The organism is Streptomyces sp. NPDC050423 (assembly GCF_040655445.1).
Classification (GTDB): Bacteria; Actinomycetota; Actinomycetes; order Streptomycetales; family Streptomycetaceae; genus Streptomyces.
Genome location: NZ_JBFAJY010000003.1, coordinates 287,440 through 303,234 on the forward strand (window position 1 = coordinate 287,440; position 15,795 = coordinate 303,234).

General features: G+C 70.0%; 17 protein-coding genes and 1 pseudogene. 14 read left to right on the forward strand and 4 right to left on the reverse strand.

The annotated features are described in order from the left end of the window. Positions 1-151: 151 nt before the first annotated feature. From AB0I52_RS04285 to AB0I52_RS04305, 5 genes are all read left to right on the forward strand, one after another. On the forward strand, positions 152-292 hold the full coding sequence (locus AB0I52_RS04285) for a hypothetical protein (RefSeq protein ID WP_363068745.1): 141 nt from the start codon (positions 152-154) through the stop codon (positions 290-292). After that, positions 289-720: a PIN domain-containing protein gene (locus tag AB0I52_RS04290; RefSeq protein ID WP_363068747.1), complete on the forward strand. Its 432-nt coding sequence runs from the start codon at positions 289-291 to the stop codon at positions 718-720. The genes AB0I52_RS04285 and AB0I52_RS04290 overlap by 4 nt, the downstream gene beginning before the upstream one ends. Before the next feature lie 94 nt (positions 721-814). Further along, positions 815-1,534, forward strand: coding sequence for a 3-oxoacyl-[acyl-carrier-protein] reductase (gene fabG / locus AB0I52_RS04295; RefSeq protein ID WP_362967274.1), 720 nt, complete (start codon positions 815-817; stop codon positions 1,532-1,534). 5 nt (positions 1,535-1,539) lie between these two features. Beyond that, positions 1,540-2,307, forward strand: coding sequence for an enoyl-ACP reductase FabI (fabI, locus tag AB0I52_RS04300; protein ID WP_363068749.1), 768 nt, complete (start codon positions 1,540-1,542; stop codon positions 2,305-2,307). A 172-nt stretch (positions 2,308-2,479) separates the two neighbouring features. Then, on the forward strand, positions 2,480-2,866 hold the full coding sequence (locus AB0I52_RS04305) for a hypothetical protein (protein WP_363068751.1): 387 nt from the start codon (positions 2,480-2,482) through the stop codon (positions 2,864-2,866). Between the two features lie 38 nt (positions 2,867-2,904). On the opposite strand, the gene AB0I52_RS04310 is transcribed toward AB0I52_RS04305, so the two are convergent. Continuing rightward, complete coding sequence (locus AB0I52_RS04310; RefSeq protein ID WP_363068753.1) at positions 2,905-3,579, reverse strand: FCD domain-containing protein; 675 nt, start codon at positions 3,577-3,579, stop codon at positions 2,905-2,907. A gap of 120 nt (positions 3,580-3,699) precedes the next feature. On the opposite strand from AB0I52_RS04310, the gene AB0I52_RS04315 reads away from it, so the two are divergent. The 4 genes from AB0I52_RS04315 (at position 3,700) to AB0I52_RS04330 (ending at position 6,075) form a co-directional block, all read left to right on the forward strand. Continuing rightward, complete coding sequence (locus tag AB0I52_RS04315) at positions 3,700-4,986, forward strand: MFS transporter (protein WP_363068755.1); 1,287 nt, start codon at positions 3,700-3,702, stop codon at positions 4,984-4,986. A 26-nt stretch (positions 4,987-5,012) separates the two neighbouring features. Further along, positions 5,013-5,123, forward strand: a complete 111-nt coding sequence (locus AB0I52_RS04320) for an SGM_5486 family transporter-associated protein (protein ID WP_363068793.1) — start codon at positions 5,013-5,015, stop codon at positions 5,121-5,123. A 152-nt stretch (positions 5,124-5,275) separates the two neighbouring features. Then, positions 5,276-5,482 (forward strand): hypothetical protein, encoded by a 207-nt coding sequence (locus AB0I52_RS04325; RefSeq protein ID WP_363068757.1) that lies wholly within the window; start codon positions 5,276-5,278, stop codon positions 5,480-5,482. A 74-nt stretch (positions 5,483-5,556) separates the two neighbouring features. After that, positions 5,557-6,075 (forward strand): histidine phosphatase family protein, encoded by a 519-nt coding sequence (locus AB0I52_RS04330; protein ID WP_363068759.1) that lies wholly within the window; start codon positions 5,557-5,559, stop codon positions 6,073-6,075. 170 nt (positions 6,076-6,245) lie between these two features. On the opposite strand, the gene serB is transcribed toward AB0I52_RS04330, so the two are convergent. Further along, positions 6,246-7,502: a phosphoserine phosphatase SerB gene (gene serB, locus AB0I52_RS04335; RefSeq protein ID WP_363068761.1), complete on the reverse strand. Its 1,257-nt coding sequence runs from the start codon at positions 7,500-7,502 to the stop codon at positions 6,246-6,248. A gap of 288 nt (positions 7,503-7,790) precedes the next feature. Here serB and AB0I52_RS04340 point away from each other — a divergent pair, with 288 nt between their 5' ends. Then, on the forward strand, positions 7,791-10,376 hold the full coding sequence (locus tag AB0I52_RS04340) for an FHA domain-containing protein (protein ID WP_363068763.1): 2,586 nt from the start codon (positions 7,791-7,793) through the stop codon (positions 10,374-10,376). A 94-nt stretch (positions 10,377-10,470) separates the two neighbouring features. Here AB0I52_RS04340 and AB0I52_RS04345 read toward each other — a convergent pair whose 3' ends face one another. Continuing rightward, positions 10,471-11,196: a transglycosylase SLT domain-containing protein gene (locus tag AB0I52_RS04345; RefSeq protein ID WP_363068765.1), complete on the reverse strand. Its 726-nt coding sequence runs from the start codon at positions 11,194-11,196 to the stop codon at positions 10,471-10,473. Between the two features lie 435 nt (positions 11,197-11,631). On the opposite strand from AB0I52_RS04345, the gene AB0I52_RS04350 reads away from it, so the two are divergent. The 3 genes and pseudogenes from AB0I52_RS04350 to AB0I52_RS04360 form a co-directional block, all read left to right on the forward strand. After that, positions 11,632-12,780, forward strand: a complete 1,149-nt coding sequence (locus AB0I52_RS04350) for a GAF domain-containing sensor histidine kinase (protein ID WP_363068767.1) — start codon at positions 11,632-11,634, stop codon at positions 12,778-12,780. After that, entirely contained in the window at positions 12,773-13,417 is a 645-nt protein-coding gene (locus tag AB0I52_RS04355; RefSeq protein WP_363068769.1) for a response regulator transcription factor, read from the forward strand. Before AB0I52_RS04350 ends, AB0I52_RS04355 begins: the two co-directional genes overlap by 8 nt. Before the next feature lie 52 nt (positions 13,418-13,469). Further along, a pseudogene (locus AB0I52_RS04360) lies at positions 13,470-13,643 on the forward strand (chaplin family protein); the annotation flags it as partial. Between the two features lie 189 nt (positions 13,644-13,832). Here the strand turns inward: AB0I52_RS04360 and AB0I52_RS04365 are convergent. Next, the gene (locus AB0I52_RS04365; RefSeq protein WP_363068771.1) at positions 13,833-14,612 is read right to left on the reverse strand and encodes a hypothetical protein; all 780 of its coding nucleotides are present in this window, start codon (positions 14,610-14,612) and stop codon (positions 13,833-13,835) included. A 198-nt stretch (positions 14,613-14,810) separates the two neighbouring features. On the opposite strand from AB0I52_RS04365, the gene AB0I52_RS04370 reads away from it, so the two are divergent. Then, the gene (locus AB0I52_RS04370; protein WP_363068773.1) at positions 14,811-15,608 is read left to right on the forward strand and encodes an ABC transporter ATP-binding protein; all 798 of its coding nucleotides are present in this window, start codon (positions 14,811-14,813) and stop codon (positions 15,606-15,608) included. Positions 15,609-15,795: the final 187 nt, after the last annotated feature.

A 15,795-nucleotide genomic window follows, 5' to 3' on the forward strand; every position in this document is an offset into this window, starting at 1 on the left:
GCCTGCCATGAGCACCACTCCCATTCGAGAGTTCTCATACCAATCCCAGCGCGGTCTTCGCCCGCGTCGGAGAAGGGTGAGGCGATCGAGGTCACCCGGCACGGCAACGTCATCGCGATACTGTCACCGGTCGGCAGTCCCGTGGAGCGGTATGCGCACTTGGTGGTACTGGAAGATCAAGCTGAAGCCGGTCACCGCGGCCGAGCGGCACAGCATGCCGCACTACGAGGTGCCGGGAGGTGCCGATCCTGTGGCGCTGCTGCTGGTGGAGCGTGCAGAGGACGACCGTTGATCTACGTGGACGCGTCCCCGCTACTGGTCACCTGGATGACCCGGCGAAGCCACCGGGATGCTCCGGACACCTTCCTCCAGGGACAGACCACGGAGCCGCTCGCTACCAGCACGCTCGGCTTCGTGGAGACCGTACGGACGCTGGATCTCATGGGTCAGTTCCCAAAGGCCATGGAGGACCTGGACGCCCGGATCACCGAGATCCTCCTCAGCCGGGAGGTGCGTAACGCGGCTGCTCTGCTGTTCGGGCGCCTGAGGACGCTGGACGCCATCCACGTGGCCAGCGCGCTCCTGCTGCGGGACGACCTGACCGCCCCTGGTGACTTACGACCGCAGGATGCTCGAGACCGCTCGTGCCGAGGGGCTGTCGGCTCACGCCCCCGGTATGGCGGACTGACAGGCGGGCAGACTGTAGGAACCCCACAGTGACCGGCCGAAGGCGCTGTCAGAGGCCGATTCCTCGGGAAGCGGGCGGTACCGATAGGTTTTCGATGTACCAGACCGCCAAGGAAAGGGTGATCCGTTGAGCCGCTCGGTTCTCGTCACCGGAGGAAACCGGGGCATCGGCCTCGCCATCGCCCGCGCTTTCGCCGACAACGGCGACAAGGTCGCGATCACCTACCGTTCCGGCGAGCCGCCCGTGGCGCTCACCGAGGCCGGTGTTCTCGCGGTCCGTTGCGACATCACCGACGCCGAGCAGGTGGAGCAGGCCTACAAGGAGATCGAGGAGAAGCACGGCAATGTGGAGGTGCTGGTCGCCAACGCCGGTATCACCAAGGACCAGTTGCTGATGCGGATGTCCGAGGAGGACTTCACGTCCGTCCTCGACACCAACCTCACCGGCACCTTCCGGGTCGTCAAGCGTGCCAACCGCGGCATGCTGCGCGCCAAGAAGGGCCGGGTCGTCCTGATCTCCTCCGTCGTCGGCCTCCTCGGCTCGGCGGGGCAGGCGAACTACGCCGCGTCCAAGGCGGGCCTGGTCGGCTTCGCCCGGTCGCTGGCCCGTGAGCTGGGCTCGCGGAACATCACCTTCAACGTCGTCGCGCCCGGCTTCGTCGACACCGACATGACGCAGGCGCTCACCGAGGAGCAGCGCAAGGGCATCGTCGCTCAGGTGCCGCTCGCGCGTTACGCGCGGCCCGAGGAGATCGCCGCCGCGGTGCGCTTCCTCGCCTCCGACGACGCGTCGTACATCACTGGAGCCGTCATCCCTGTTGACGGCGGATTGGGCATGGGTCACTGATCACCATGAGCGGAATTCTCGACGGCAAGCGCATCCTCATCACCGGGGTGCTGATGGAGTCGTCCATCGCGTTCCACACCGCCAAGGTGGCCCAGGAGCAGGGCGCCGAAATCATTCTGACCGCCTTCCCGCGGCCCACACTGACCGAGCGCATCGCCCGGAAGCTGCCCAAGCCGGCCAAGGTCATCGAGCTGGACGTGACCAACGCCGAGCACCTGGACCGGCTCGCCGGTCTGGTGCGCGACGAGCTCGGCACGCTCGACGGTGTCGTCCACTCCATCGGCTTCGCGCCGCAGGACGCGCTCGGCGGCAACTTCCTCAACACCCCGTTCGAGTCGGTCGCCACGGCGATGCACGTCTCGGCGTTCTCGCTGAAGTCGCTCGCCATGGCGTGCAAGCCGCTGATGAGCGAGGGCGGTTCGATCGTCGGCCTCACCTTCGACGCGCAGTTCGCCTGGCCGCAGTACGACTGGATGGGCCCGGCGAAGGCCGCGCTGGAGGCGACCTCCCGCTACCTCGCCCGTGACCTGGGCAAGGACGGCATCCGCTGCAACCTGGTCTCGGCCGGGCCGCTCGGCTCCATGGCCGCCAAGTCCATCCCGGGCTTCAGCGACCTCGCCGAGGTGTGGAACACCCGCGCGCCGCTGGCCTGGGACATGACGGATCCGGAGCCGGCCGGCCGCGGCATCGTCGCGCTGCTCTCGGACTTCTTCCCGAGGACGACCGGCGAGATCATCCACGTCGACAGTGGCGTGCACATGATGGGCGCCTGAGACCCCCGTACGACCGCGTTCCGAAGCGGCCGCGCACCACTTCTCCGGAAACGGTGCGCGGCCGTTCCCCTTGTCCCGCCCGGCCTCTCGGCGCTCAGGTCGAAAACCTGGTCGATCCACCGCAGAATGTGGAGGAACCGGACTCTGGTCAGGCTGAGGGGAGGAGATCGCTGTGCGCGGCACACGTCACCGAACCCGGTCCCTGCTGGCGGCCTCAGCGGTCGTCGCCGCACTGCTCGTCCCCGGGGCCCTGTACGCCGCCGGCCATGTCGGGGCCGTCGCGGCGGCCCCGCCGCCCGCACCGGACCCCGAACCCTCCGGCGCCGAATGCCGTACCTCGGTCCAGGGCTCCAGGGTCATCGCCTACTGCCACAACCCGTACCCGTCCGCCGACCGCGTCCAGCTGCACACCAAGTGCGCCCGCTGGTGGGACATCGACGCGGACTCCAGGCCGGTCGACGTCGGCCCGGGGCGGACCGTACGGCTGGACGACCGCTGCTGGAAAGAGGTCGGCTCCGTGTGGGTCACCCACGGGAACGAGACCCGCGCGGCCTCCTGAGGACCCCGCGGGCCCGGCATGAATCCGGACGAGCGGTCCTACACCCGGTCCACCAGACAGTCGAGCGCGTGGCTCGCGGCCTCGGCCGCCGCCGTCTCCGCGTCACCGGCGCGGATCGCCTCGACCAGCCGCCCGTGGTCCATGTGGTTCTCCGGCCGCAGTTCATGACCGACGTCGACGCGGAGATAGTCCCGCAGGAGATCACCCAGGTCGGCGTAGAGCCCGGTCAGCACGTCGTTGTGGGAGGCGGCCACCACGGCGAGATGCAGCGTCGCGTCCGCCGCCACGAACGCCTCGGCGTCCCCCGCGGCCCAGGTCTCCTCCCGGCGCCGCATGAGCGCGTCCAACTGCTTCAGGTCCCGGTCGGTACGACGGGCGGCGGCCAGGCGCGCCGCCGACGACTCCAGCGTCGAGCGCAGCTCGGCGACATGGCGCGGGTCGGCGGACGCGAACCTGCGGTGCATCACCCCGGCCAGCTCGCTGGTGGCGACCACATAGGTGCCCGAGCCCTGCCGGATGTCGAGCAGACCGTTGTGCGCGAGCGCGCGCACCGCCTCGCGGACGGTGTTACGGGCCACCCCCAGCTGCTCGACCAGCTCGGGTTCGGTGGGGATGCGCGAGCCCACGGGCCACTCGCCCGAAGTGATCTGGTTCCTCAGCTGGGCAATCACCTGGTCGGCGAGTGCCGAACGCCGCGGGGACGTCAGCGCCATGGTGCTCCTTGCTCGGGTGTCCGGGGGCGGGGATCGTCCCGCCGTTCTCGGGGTGCCCGAAGGTTCTCAGGGAATCAGCGGAATGGACAAGTAATCATCCCATGATTCTATGATGACCCCATGCGTGACGACGAAACCCCTCCCCAGACCCCGACCGGGACGCTGAGTCCCGCCACCCCGGCGACCCCCCGTACCGACGCCCCCGCCTCGCCGGCCGGCCCCGCGCCGTGGCTGCTCCGCATGGTCGTCGTCGGGCTCGTCCTCACCGCACTCAACCTCCGCCCGGCCATCACCAGCCTCGGCGCCCTCCTCGAAGAGGTGCGCGACGGGCTGCACATGAGCGGCAGCGTCGCGGGGGTCCTCACCTCCGTACCGCCCCTCTGCTTCGCGGTCTTCGGCATCATGGCGCCACGGCTGGCCCGCCGCTTCGGCCCCGGCACGGTCGTCTGCGCGGGCATGGTCGCCATCACCGCGGGGCTGGTGATCAGGCCCCTCATCGGCGGCACGGCCGGCTTCCTCGCCGCGAGCGCGCTCGCTCTTATGGGCATCGCCGTGAGCAACGTCCTGATGCCGGTGATCGTCAAGCGCTGGTTCCCGGACCGGGTCGGCTCCATGACCGGCCTCTACTCCATGGCCCTGGCCCTCGGCACCTCGCTGGCCGCCGCCGTGACCGTCCCCATGACCCAGGCGATGGGAGGCAGTTGGAAGGCCGGCCTCGGCATCTGGGCCGTGCTCGCCGCCGCCGCGATCCTGCCCTGGATCCCGCTGGTACGGGACCGGAGCAGCGCCCCCGGACAGCCCTCCGCCCACCGGGCGCGGGCCCCGGAGCTCAGGATCACCCGCAGCCGTACCGCCTGGGCCCTGGCCTGCTTCTTCGGCCTCCAGGCCACCGCCGCCTACATCACCATGGGGTGGATGCCGCAGATCTTCCGGGACGCGGGGGTCTCGGCCGGCACCGCGGGCGTCCTGCTCGCCGTCACCATGGCGATGGGCGTCCCGCTCGCCTTCGTCATCCCCCGGGTCGCCGCCCGGATGCGGAACCAGGGCGCGATCGTCGTCTTCCTCGGCGCCTGCGGCCTCATCGGCTACGCGGGCCTCTACCTCGCCCCGTCCGGCGGGGCCTGGGTCTGGGCGCTGCTCCTGGGCATCTCGAACTGTGCCTTCCCGCTCGCCCTCACGATGATCGGCATGCGCTCGCGCAGCGGCGCCGGAGTGGTCCGGCTGTCCGCGTTCGCCCAGTCCACCGGTTATCTGATCTCGATCCCCGGACCGCTCCTCGTCGGCGTGCTCTACCAGCACAGCGGCGGCTGGGGGCTGCCGATCGCGCTGATGGCGGCCCTGATGGTGCCGCAGATGGCGGCGGGCATCCTGGCCGGCCGGGCCCGGACGATCGAGGACGAATGCTGAGATGCGAGACTGGGCCCATGTCTCCTGTGCTCGACCCGAATCCCCAGAACGGCCAGAAGAAGCTCCTGCTCATCCTCGGGGCGATGGTGCTGATCTCGATCGTCATCGGCGTCATCGCCACCCTCGCCTCCCCGTAACCGTCCGGGCTCACCGGGGACGGCGGTGGGGATAACCCCACCACCCCCTAGGGGGGCAGGGTCAGGGTGAAGTGGGTGGGTCACCGGATGGGCCGGACCCCGCCGGATCCGTAGGTTTCAGGTATCAGACCCGATGACCCACGGAGGCGGACATGTCGGCCCGTACAGACACCCGGTCCACCCGCCCGGATGCGGGCGGTATCGAGATCCGGCTGCCGTGGTGGGCGGTGGCGCTGCCCGCCGTCGCCTTCGGCGCGCTTCTGCTGCTGATCGTCGGACCGGGGCAGGCGCACGCGGCCACGGACGATCCGGCGATGGGCCAGTTGCTTGAGCGAATCGTGGGCCTGCTGCGCCGCTGACGGCCGTGGCCCGTGTCCGGACAGCCCTCCAACACCCTGAGCCAGGTGGCACATTTCGTGCGAAGCTGAGGTGTATGAGCGTCGATACACCTCGCAGGATCGTCCTTCTCAGGCACGCGAAGGCGGAATGGTCACAGGACTCCGATCATGAGCGGCCGCTCGCGGAACGCGGCCGCAAGGACGCCCCCGTGGCAGGCCGCAAACTCGCCGATTCCGGGATCGTCTTCGATCTGGCCCTCTGTTCCACCGCCGCCAGGACGCGCGAGACATGGAAGCTGGCCGTGCACGAGATGCCGGAGCGCCCCAGGACCGTGTACGAGGAGCGGCTGTACGAGGCCTCGCTCGGCGAGCTGATCGCCCTGGTCAACGAAACCCCCGACGAGGTCCGCGACCTTCTGGTGATCGGCCACAACCCGGGTATGCACGCGCTCGCCGACGCCCTCTCGGACGGGGCGGAGGGCGACGCCCTGGCCAGGATGACCCGCGGCGGCTTCCCGACCGCGGCGTTCGCCGTGGTCGAGTTCCCCGGTGCCTGGAAGGGCGTGGAGCTCGGCGTCGGCAAGCTCGTCGAGTACTGGACTCCGAACGACTGACAGGACGGCCGGCCCCTCGCCGGCTCATGACGACCGGCCACCGGTTCATGATTCCACCGGCTCACGAAAAGGGCCCCGGCGCGCACGCTTCGGCTTGCGCGCCGGGGCCCTCCGTGCTTCCGGGTGACGGCCCGTGGCCCTCGACGCCGGCTCCCGCTCCGGGCGGCTCCCTACTCGACGAGACCGTCGGCGGCCTCGACCTCCTCGCGGGTGATGCCCAGCAGATAGAGCACGGTGTCCAGGAACGGCACGTTCACCGCCGTGTGCGCGGCCCTGCGGACGACCGGCTTGGCGTTGAAGGCGACGCCTAGTCCCGCGGTGTTCAGCATGTCCAGGTCGTTCGCCCCGTCGCCGATCGCCACGGTCTGCGCCAGCGGCACCCCGGCCTCCGCGGCGAAGCTGCGCAGCAGCCGGGCTTTGCCGGCCCGGTCGACGATGTCCCCGGTCACCCGGCCGGTGAGCTTTCCGTCGACGATCTCCAGGGTGTTGGCAGAGGCGAAGTCGAGCCCCAGCCGCTCCTTGAGATCGTCCGTCACCTGGGTGAACCCGCCGGAGACGACGCCCACTTGGTAGCCGAGCCGCTTCAGCGTACGGATCAGGGTGCGGGCGCCCGGCGTCAGCCGTACCTCGGCGCGCACCTTCTCCACCACGGACACGTCGAGGCCCGCCAGCAGCGCCACCCGTGCGTGCAGCGACTGCTCGAAGTCGAGTTCGCCGCGCATCGCCTGCTCGGTGACGGCGGCGACCTCGGCCTCGCAGCCGGCATGGGCCGCGAAGAGCTCGATGACCTCGTCCTGGATGAGCGTCGAGTCGACGTCCATCACGACGAGCCGCTGCGCGCGGCGGCTCAGCCCGGCCGAGACCACGGCCACGTCGACGCCGATCTCGGCGGACTCGGTGGCCAGCGCGGTCCGCAGCTCCTCGGTCCCGGTGCCGGACACCGCGAACTCGACGGCGGTGACCGGATACTTCGCGAGCCGGAAGATCCGGTCGATGTTCCCGCCGGTCGAGGTGATCCTGGCCGCTATGGCGGCGGTCGACTCCGCGGTCAGCGGATGCCCGAGGACCGTCACATGGGAGCGGCCGTCGCCACGGGGGCGGTTGTCGCCCGTGCCGGAGATGATCTCGGCCTGAAGCTTCAGCGACTCGGCCCAGCTGTGCACGGTGGCCCGCAGGTCACCCGGGGTGGTTCCGCCCGCGACCGGGGCGGTGACCAGCGCGCACAGGACGATGCGGCCACGGGTGACGACCTGCTCGATGTCGACGACATCGACCGAGTAGGCGGCGAGGGTGTCGAACAGCCCGGCGGTGATGCCGGGACGGTCCTTCCCGAAGATCTTCACGAGAAGGGTCGGTGCGTCGATGCCCTGACGTGACTCAGGGGACTCAGGAGACGGCGAGGACTGAGGTGGCTGAGATGCGCTCATGGTGTCCCCACCGTATCGGTCCACGACGCGCGACCGACGGCCTGTCCCGAGTGCCGGACAGCCCGCCCCGATACCCCCCAACACCATGATTCAGCACGATCCGTAATCGTTCATGGCCAGTTATGGCGGTAGGTGACCGTTTCGTTGGCGTCAATGCCGTAACAGTGCAGGTCTCGGCAGGGTCAGACCCCCGCCCGGCTTTCGTATCGGGGACTGCTCCTGGAATAGTTCGCCACGATGTTCAGCATCCCTAGACTCCCTGCGACGGGGGTAATCGGGGGACAACTAGTGGGGCGCGGAGTGCCGGAACTCGTACTGGAATTGAATGGAAGGACCTGGACGCTCGATCCCTCCAGGTCGTACACCCTCGGACGTGATCCGCAGGGCGACATGACGATCGACGACGCCAGGGTGTCGTGGCGGCACGCCACGATCAGCTGGAGTGGCCGGGGCTGGTTCATCGAGGACCACGGCAGCACCAACGGCACGTACGTGCACGGTCAGCGAATCAACCAGGTGGAGATCGGGCCCGGCTCCGTCGTGAACCTGGGCAATGCCACCGACGGGCCCCGGCTGAGCCTCAGCGATGCCGCGGCCGGCGCCGATGTGTACAGCGGGCAGGGCGCCGCTGGGGCCCAGGCCCCCGCCCAGCAGCCGCAGCAGGCCCCGCCGCAGCAGGGGGGACCCGGCTGGCAGGGGCAGCAGCCGAGCGCGGGCCCGCAGCAGGTTCCGGGCGGGCAGCCGCAGGCCTGGCAGCAGCCCCCCCAGGTACAGCAGCCGCCCCATGTTCCGCAGCAGGGCATGGCGAAGACCCCCGGGAGTGGCGGGGCCGGCGGCGCGGCGGGGGCGTCACCGGTCTACGGCGACCGCAGTCCGACCACCTTCCACCAGGTGGCTCTCGGCCGGGTGATGCGCATCGGCCGTGCGCTGGAGAACGAGCTGGTCGTCTCCGACCTCCAGGTCTCGCGCAACCACGCGGAGTTCCGCGCGACGCCCGACGGCCGCTTCGAGATCCGTGACCTCGGATCCCACAACGGCACGTACGTCAATGGCCAGCCGCTCTCGAAGTCCGGCTCCGCGCTCATCGGCCCGAACGACATCGTCGGCGTCGGCCACTCGACGTTCCGCCTGGTCGGCGACCGGCTCGAGGAATTCGTCGACACGGGCGAGGTCTCCTTCGCCGCCCGCCACCTCACGGTGACGGTCGACGGCGGCAAGCAGATCCTCAAGGACGTCTCGTTCGGCGTCCCGGAGAAGTCGCTGATCGGCGTCATCGGCCCGTCCGGCTCCGGAAAGTCCACCCTGCTCAAGGCGCTCACCGGCTACCGGCCCGCCAACCAGGGTGAGGTCCTCTACGACAACCGGAACCTCTACAAGCAGTTCGCCGAGCTGCGCCAGCGCATCGGACTGGTTCCGCAGGACGACATCCTGCACAAGGAACTCACGGTCACCAAGGCCCTCAGGTACGCGGCCAAGCTCCGCTTCCCCGCGGACACCACCGAGGCCGAGCGCCAGTCCCGGATCCTGGAAGTCCTCGCCGAGCTCAAGCTCGACATCCACAAGGACAAGAAGGTCACCTCGCTATCCGGCGGCCAGCGCAAGCGCGTATCGGTGGCCCTGGAGCTGCTCACCAAGCCTTCGCTGATCTTCCTGGACGAGCCGACCTCCGGCCTCGACCCGGGTATGGACCGCGATGTCATGCAGCTGCTGCGCGGTCTGGCCGACGACGGCCGTACGGTCCTCGTCGTCACGCACTCGGTCGCCGAGCTGGCCATCTGCGACAAGCTCCTGGTGATGGCGCCCGGCGGTGCCGTCGCCTACTTCGGTCCGCCGGAGGAAGCGCTCAACTTCTTCGGCTACACCACCTGGGCCGACGTGTTCTCCGCGTTCGAGAACTACCGCGACTACGACTGGGCGGGCCGCTGGCGCGGTTCGCAGCACTACCAGATGTACGCCGCGGACATCGACTCCGTCGCCGCGCAGTCCGTGAACATGCCGCCGCCGCAGCAGATGCGCCCGCCGAAGCCGCAGGGCTGGGGTACGCAGCTGTGGACCCTGATGCGCCGCTACCTGTCGGTGATCGCGTCCGACAAGGGCTTCATGGGCCTGATGGTGATCCTGCCCGCGGTACTCGGGGTCGTCAGCGTGGTCATTCCGGCCGACTTCGGCCTGGGCCCGCCCAAGCCGCCGTCCCGGTTCAACAGCGACGCCGGAACGATCATGCTGATCCTGGTGATCGGCATGACCTTCTCCGGTGCGGCCAACTCCGTACGAGAACTGATCAAGGAACGGGTGATCTACGAACGGGAACGGGCCACCGGCCTCTCCCGCTCCGCCTATCTGATGTCCAAGGTGATCGTGCTCGGCCTGATCACGGCCGCCCAGGGCGTCATCATCTGCGGCATCGGCTTCGCCACCCGCGATCTGCCGGCGGAGGGCCTGATCATGCCGCCGGCCGTCGAGCTCTGCGTGACGATCATCGCGCTCGGCTTCACCTCGATGATGTTCGGCCTGGTGATCTCCTCGCTGGTGAAGACCTCCGAGAAGACCATGCCGCTGCTGGTCATGTTCGCGATCGTCCAGGTCGTCTTCACCGGCGTCCTCTTCCAGGTCTACGGATCGCTGGGCCTGGAGCAGTTCGCCTGGCTGATGCCGTCCCGCTGGGCCATCGCGGCCGCGGGCTCGACGCTCGACCTCGCCCACCTCATGCCGCCGTGGGACCGGAGCAACCCCACGGACCTGGACCCGCTGTGGGAGCACACAGCCGGCCAGTGGGGGATCAACATCGCGGTGCTGCTGTTCCTCGGAGTCGTCTGCGGGTTCGCGGTCGCGCGACTGCTGCGCCGCCACGAGCCCGAGGTGATGCGCAAGTAGCCGCCTCGCGGCTGCGCACCGTACGACGCCGAAGGGCGGCACCCCCGCACGGGGTGCCGCCCTTCGGCTTTGCGCAGCGGTGACCGGAGTGGACTCAGTACGCGCTGTTGACGTTGTCGATCGAGCCGTACTTGTCGGCGGCGTAGTTGGCCGACGCGGTGATGTTGGCGACCGGGTCGTACTGGTCGTGGGGGGTACCGCCGACGTGGTAGGCGTCGAAGGTCGGCTTGATGATCTGGAGCAGCCCCTTCGACGGGACACCGTTGACCGCGTTGACGTCCCAGTCGTTGATGGCCTTCGGGTTGCCGCTGGACTCACGGATGATGTTGCGGTGCAGGCCGTCGTACGTGCCCGGGATGCCCTTGGTCTTCATGATCGACAGGGATTCCTTGATCCAGCCGTCCAGGTTGTTGGAGAAGACCGGGGTGCGGGACTCGGAACGGCTGGCTGCCTGGTTGCCGCGCTTCTCCGCCTTGGCCTTCGCCTTCTTGGCCTTCGCCTTCGAGGCGGCCTGGGCCTTCTCCTTCACGGCGGCGGCCTTCTTGGCCTTCGCGGTGTCGGCGGCCTTGATGAGCTGTTCGGCGGTGGAGTGCTGTTCGATGACGCTGGCCTGGATGGTCTTGGCCTGCGGGGCGCCGGCGGCGGACGCGAAGAGGACGGGGGCGCCGGAGATGGCCTGCGGCTCGGTCTCGGCCTCGGCGTTACCGGGCACCAGCGACAACGAGAGCGCAGCGGCGGCGACGGCGGAGATACCCGCCACGGAGAGCTTCTGGGTCTTGTTCAGACGACGGAGACGGCCGGTAATGCTGGACGCGGACATGCAGTTACCTCTTCGAATCGCGGGGGTCCTCACGGAGGACGAAGACGGGAGGCGACTTCGCTTCTCCGTCGGGGACGAGTGCAATTCTTAGCGACCGCAAAATGGTGTGGCAAAGGTGTGACGTACGAAGCCGGGTAGTGGGCAGGGGGCGCGCTCGAACGGGACGGCCCGCCCTCAGGCCCGCCCGTATCGCCCTTATTTGTCCACTAGGTGACTTCGTAAGTGACGCAGGTCCTATGTGCGGCCTCACATCGGGCGGGTATCAATCTCACCAACCGTTGCGTCAGCAATGCGGAGTGTTACGTTCCGGTTCCTTGGAGGGCTTGAAGCGGTTCGGAGCTGCCCGGAGGGCGCATGGACCTAGTCCCTGCGCCCTGATCGGGGGCCGTCCACAGGCCGATACGGGGGCCGGTGGCCCGCCGGTACGGTGAGGCCATGACCCATCGCCCGCCGCCGGGCGGCCTCGCAGCAGTGAGTGCCGCACTGCTCGCCATGAGCCGGCACCTGGAAATGCGGGACGTCCTGAAGACGATCGTCGCCTCGGCCCGCGAGCTGCTCGACGCCGAGTACGCGGCGCTCGGGGTCCCCGACGACCACGGCGGCTTCGCGCAGTTCGTCGTCGACGGCGTCAGCGACGAACAGTGGAAGGCCATCGGCCCGCTTCCCCGGCAGCACGGCATCCTCGCCGCGATGCTGCACGAGGCGAAGCCCGAGCGCCTGGCCGACGTCCGCAAGGACCCGCGCTTCGAGGGCTGGCCCGCCGCCCACCCCGACATGTCCGACTTCCTCGGCCTGCCCATCAGGGACGGCGACGAGACCATCGGCGCCCTCTTCCTCGCCAACAAGCGCTGCCCGAAGCCCGAGGGCAGCTGCGGATTCACCGCCGAGGACGAGGAACTGCTGGCGCTCCTCGCCCAGCACGCGGCGATCGCCCTCACCAACGCCCGGCTGTACGAGCGCAGCCGCGAGCTCACCATCGCCGAGGAGCGCTCCCGCCTCGCCCACGAGCTGCACGACGCGGTCAGCCAGAAGCTGTTCTCCCTGCGGCTCACCGCCCAGGCCGCCGCCACCCTGGTCGACCGCGATCCGGCACGGGCCAAGGGCGAGCTCCAGCAGGTCGCCGCCCTGGCGGCGGAGGCGGTGGACGAGCTGCGGGCAGCCGTCGTCGAACTGCGCCCCGCCGCGCTCGACGAGGACGGCCTGATCGCCACCCTCCGTACCCAGGTCCAGGTCCTGGACCGCGCCCACACAGCCAGGGTCACCTTCGAGAGCCTGGGCGTACGGGCACTGCCCGCCGCACAGGAGGAGGCGCTGCTCCGGGTCTCCCAGGAGGCCCTGCACAACGCCCTGCGCCACTCGGGGGCCGCTCACGTGGACGTCAGCCTCGTCCGCCGCGGCGGCGGCACGGTGCTGCGGATCACCGACGACGGCCAGGGCTTCGAGCCGGCGGCCACCCGTCAGGCGGGGCGGCACCTGGGCCTGGTCTCGATGCGGGACCGCGCGAGCGGTGTCGGCGGGCGGCTCACCGTTGAATCGGCGCCCGGCAAGGGCACCACGATCGAGATGGAGGTACCCGGTGGCTGACAGGATCATCAGGGTGCTGTTGGTGGACGACCACCAGGTGGTCCGCCGCGGTCTGCGGACGTTCCTGGAGATCCAGGACGACATAGAGGTCGTCGGAGAGGCCTCCGACGGAGCCGAAGGGGTGGCCAGGACCGAGGAGCTGCGCCCCGACGTGGTGCTGATGGACATCAAGATGCCGGGCACCGACGGTATAGAGGCGCTGCGCAGGCTCCGGGAGCTGGACAACCCGGCCAAGGTGCTGATCGTCACCAGCTTCACCGAACAGCGCACCGTCGTCCCCGCCCTGCGCGCCGGCGCCTCGGGCTATGTCTACAAGGACGTCGACCCGGACGCGCTGGCGGGAGCCATCCGCTCGGTGCACGCGGGCCATGTCCTGCTCCAGCCGGAGGTGGCGGGAGCGCTGCTCGCCCTGGACGACCCGGGCAGCGGTACGGGCCGGGGGAGCACCCTCACGGAACGGGAGCGGGAAGTGCTGGGCCTGATCGCCGACGGCCGTTCCAACCGGGAGATCGCGCGGGCGCTGGTCCTCTCCGAGAAGACCGTCAAGACACACGTCTCGAACATTCTGATGAAGCTGGACCTGTCGGACCGCACCCAGGCCGCGCTCTGGGCGGTCCGGAACGGGGCGGCGGGCTGAGATTCATGCTGTCGGGTGTACGCATTCCGAACGCCGCGCCCTCTCCGGTGGCGCGGCCCATTCCCCGGGCCTGGCCAGCGGCAACCTCGCCCGGGTCCCGGTCCACGTGCCGGTGAGCGTGGTCGGCAACACCGTCAACGTGGTCGGCCTGCTCAACCCGGCCTTCGGCAACTTCGGCAACTTCGGCAACTTCGGAAACTTCGGCGACTTCGGCCTGAACGGCTGACGCCACGCGCACCTTGCGACACCGCCGGGCGGACCTCACATAAGCCCGCCCGGCACATAAGCCCGTCTGCCTTATCAGGCCCGCCCGGCACATCGAGCCCGCCCGGCGATTGAGGGCGACACTTCAGCCCGTCCGGCGCGCTTGAGGACAAGACGACCCCGGCCGCACGCCGGGCACCCGGCCCCGCCCCTACCGCGCCCGCTCCTCCACATACGCGTTGTACGCGGCGACCTGCGCCCGCCGGGCCACCCGCTCCACCGGCCGCAGCGCCTCCCCCCGCGCCGCCATCTCCGACGCGCTCACCGCCCCGCCGTGCCCGTTCTCGTACGCCACCGCGACCAGCAGCCCCACTCGCTGCGCCAGCTCCAGTACCCGCACCGCCCGGGGCGGGTACCCCGGAGCGAGCACCTCGCGCCCCCGCTCCGCCCGCGCCCGGTACGCGTCCATCGCCGCCTCGGCCACCGGCCCGGACCCGGCCACGTCGAGCCGCGACAGCGCCGCCGTCGCATCCCGCAACGCCTCGGCGAGCTCCCGCTCCGCCTCGCCCAGCGACGGCACATCGGCCGGCGGCGCCTGCCGCACCGCCAGGCAGTGCCACGCCACGGCGACGTGGAGATCCCCGGCCGGCCCCGACTCGCGCACCTCGGGCACCAGTCCGAACGGCGCGCCGTAGGTCACCACGGCCTCCTCGGCCTCCAGCGCCCTGGCATTGAACTCCGCGGGACCGCTGAGCCCCAGCGGATGCCCCGGGACCGGCAGCGCGACCCGGAAACCGGTCACCCCGAGCCCCCGCAGCCGCCCCAGCGCGAGCGTGAGACCGACCGGCCCCGCCTCGCCCGGCAGCCCCTCGACGCGGTGCACCGCGTCCTCCCCGACAATGGCGAGCGCCGCGTCGTCCGGTGATACGAGTCCGGCCAGCAGCGCGTTGCCCCAAGCGGCCAGTAGCCCTGAGCGTGGTTCCGAAAGCATGACGACAGCCTAGGGAACGGACCCGGCCCCTGTCGTCACCCCGCCCGGACCGGCCTCCGGGCGGGCGGGGGACCCGCGCCAACCCTGCGACGACGGGCCCAGCGCCGGATGCGCTCGTGCAGTGGCGTAGGTTTTGTCTGGGAGCTGTGCCCACAGGCACGCGACGATCACGAAACTGCATGGGGAGACAACGCGCTCATGAGCGATGTACTGGAGCTGGTGGACGTATCCGTGGTCCGCGACGGACGCGCTCTGGTGGAAGACGTCTCCTGGTCGGTCAAGGAGGGGGAGCGCTGGGTCATCCTCGGCCCCAACGGTGCCGGAAAGACCACCCTCCTCAACATCGCGTCCAGCTACCTCTTCCCCACCAAGGGCACGGCCACGGTCCTCGGCGAGCGGCTCGGCGGCGTCGGCACCGACGTCTTCGACCTGCGCCCCCGCATCGGGATCGCGGGCGTCGCCATGGCGGAGAAGCTGCCCAAGCGCCAGACGGTCCTGCAGACGGTGCTCACGGCCGCCTACGGCATGACCGCCACCTGGAACGAGAACTACGACAAGGTCGACGAGGACCGCGCCCGCGCCTTCCTCGACCGGCTCGGCATGACCGACTACCTGGAGCGGAGGTTCGGCACCCTCTCCGAGGGCGAGCGCAAGCGCACCCTGATTGCCCGCGCGATGATGACCGACCCCGAGCTGCTGCTCCTCGACGAGCCCGCCGCCGGTCTCGACCTCGGCGGACGCGAGGACCTGGTCCGCCGCCTCGGCAGGCTGGCCCGCGACCCGTACGCGCCCTCCATGATCATGGTCACCCACCATGTCGAGGAGATCGCCCCCGGCTTCACCCACGTTCTGATGATCCGTCAGGGCAAGGTGCTCGCCGCGGGCCCCATGGAGACCGAGCTCAGCTCCCGCAACCTCTCCCTCTGCTTCGGTCTGCCGCTCGTCGTCGAGCACCAGGGCGACCGCTACACCGCCCGCGGACTGCCGCTCGGCTAGGGTCTTTTGTTTGGATGAGGCTGGATCAGGGAGCGGGGCCCGGTGCCGTGCATCGCAAGGTGGAGGGTCGCCCCGATACTGGTTGTATCGGGCGCCGGGTCCGCGCCGACCGGGCCCGCCACGCCGTCTCGGGGGGGTACACCGGGAATGCCGCTTCCCGGCGTACCCCCCGAGGCACCGCTTCCCG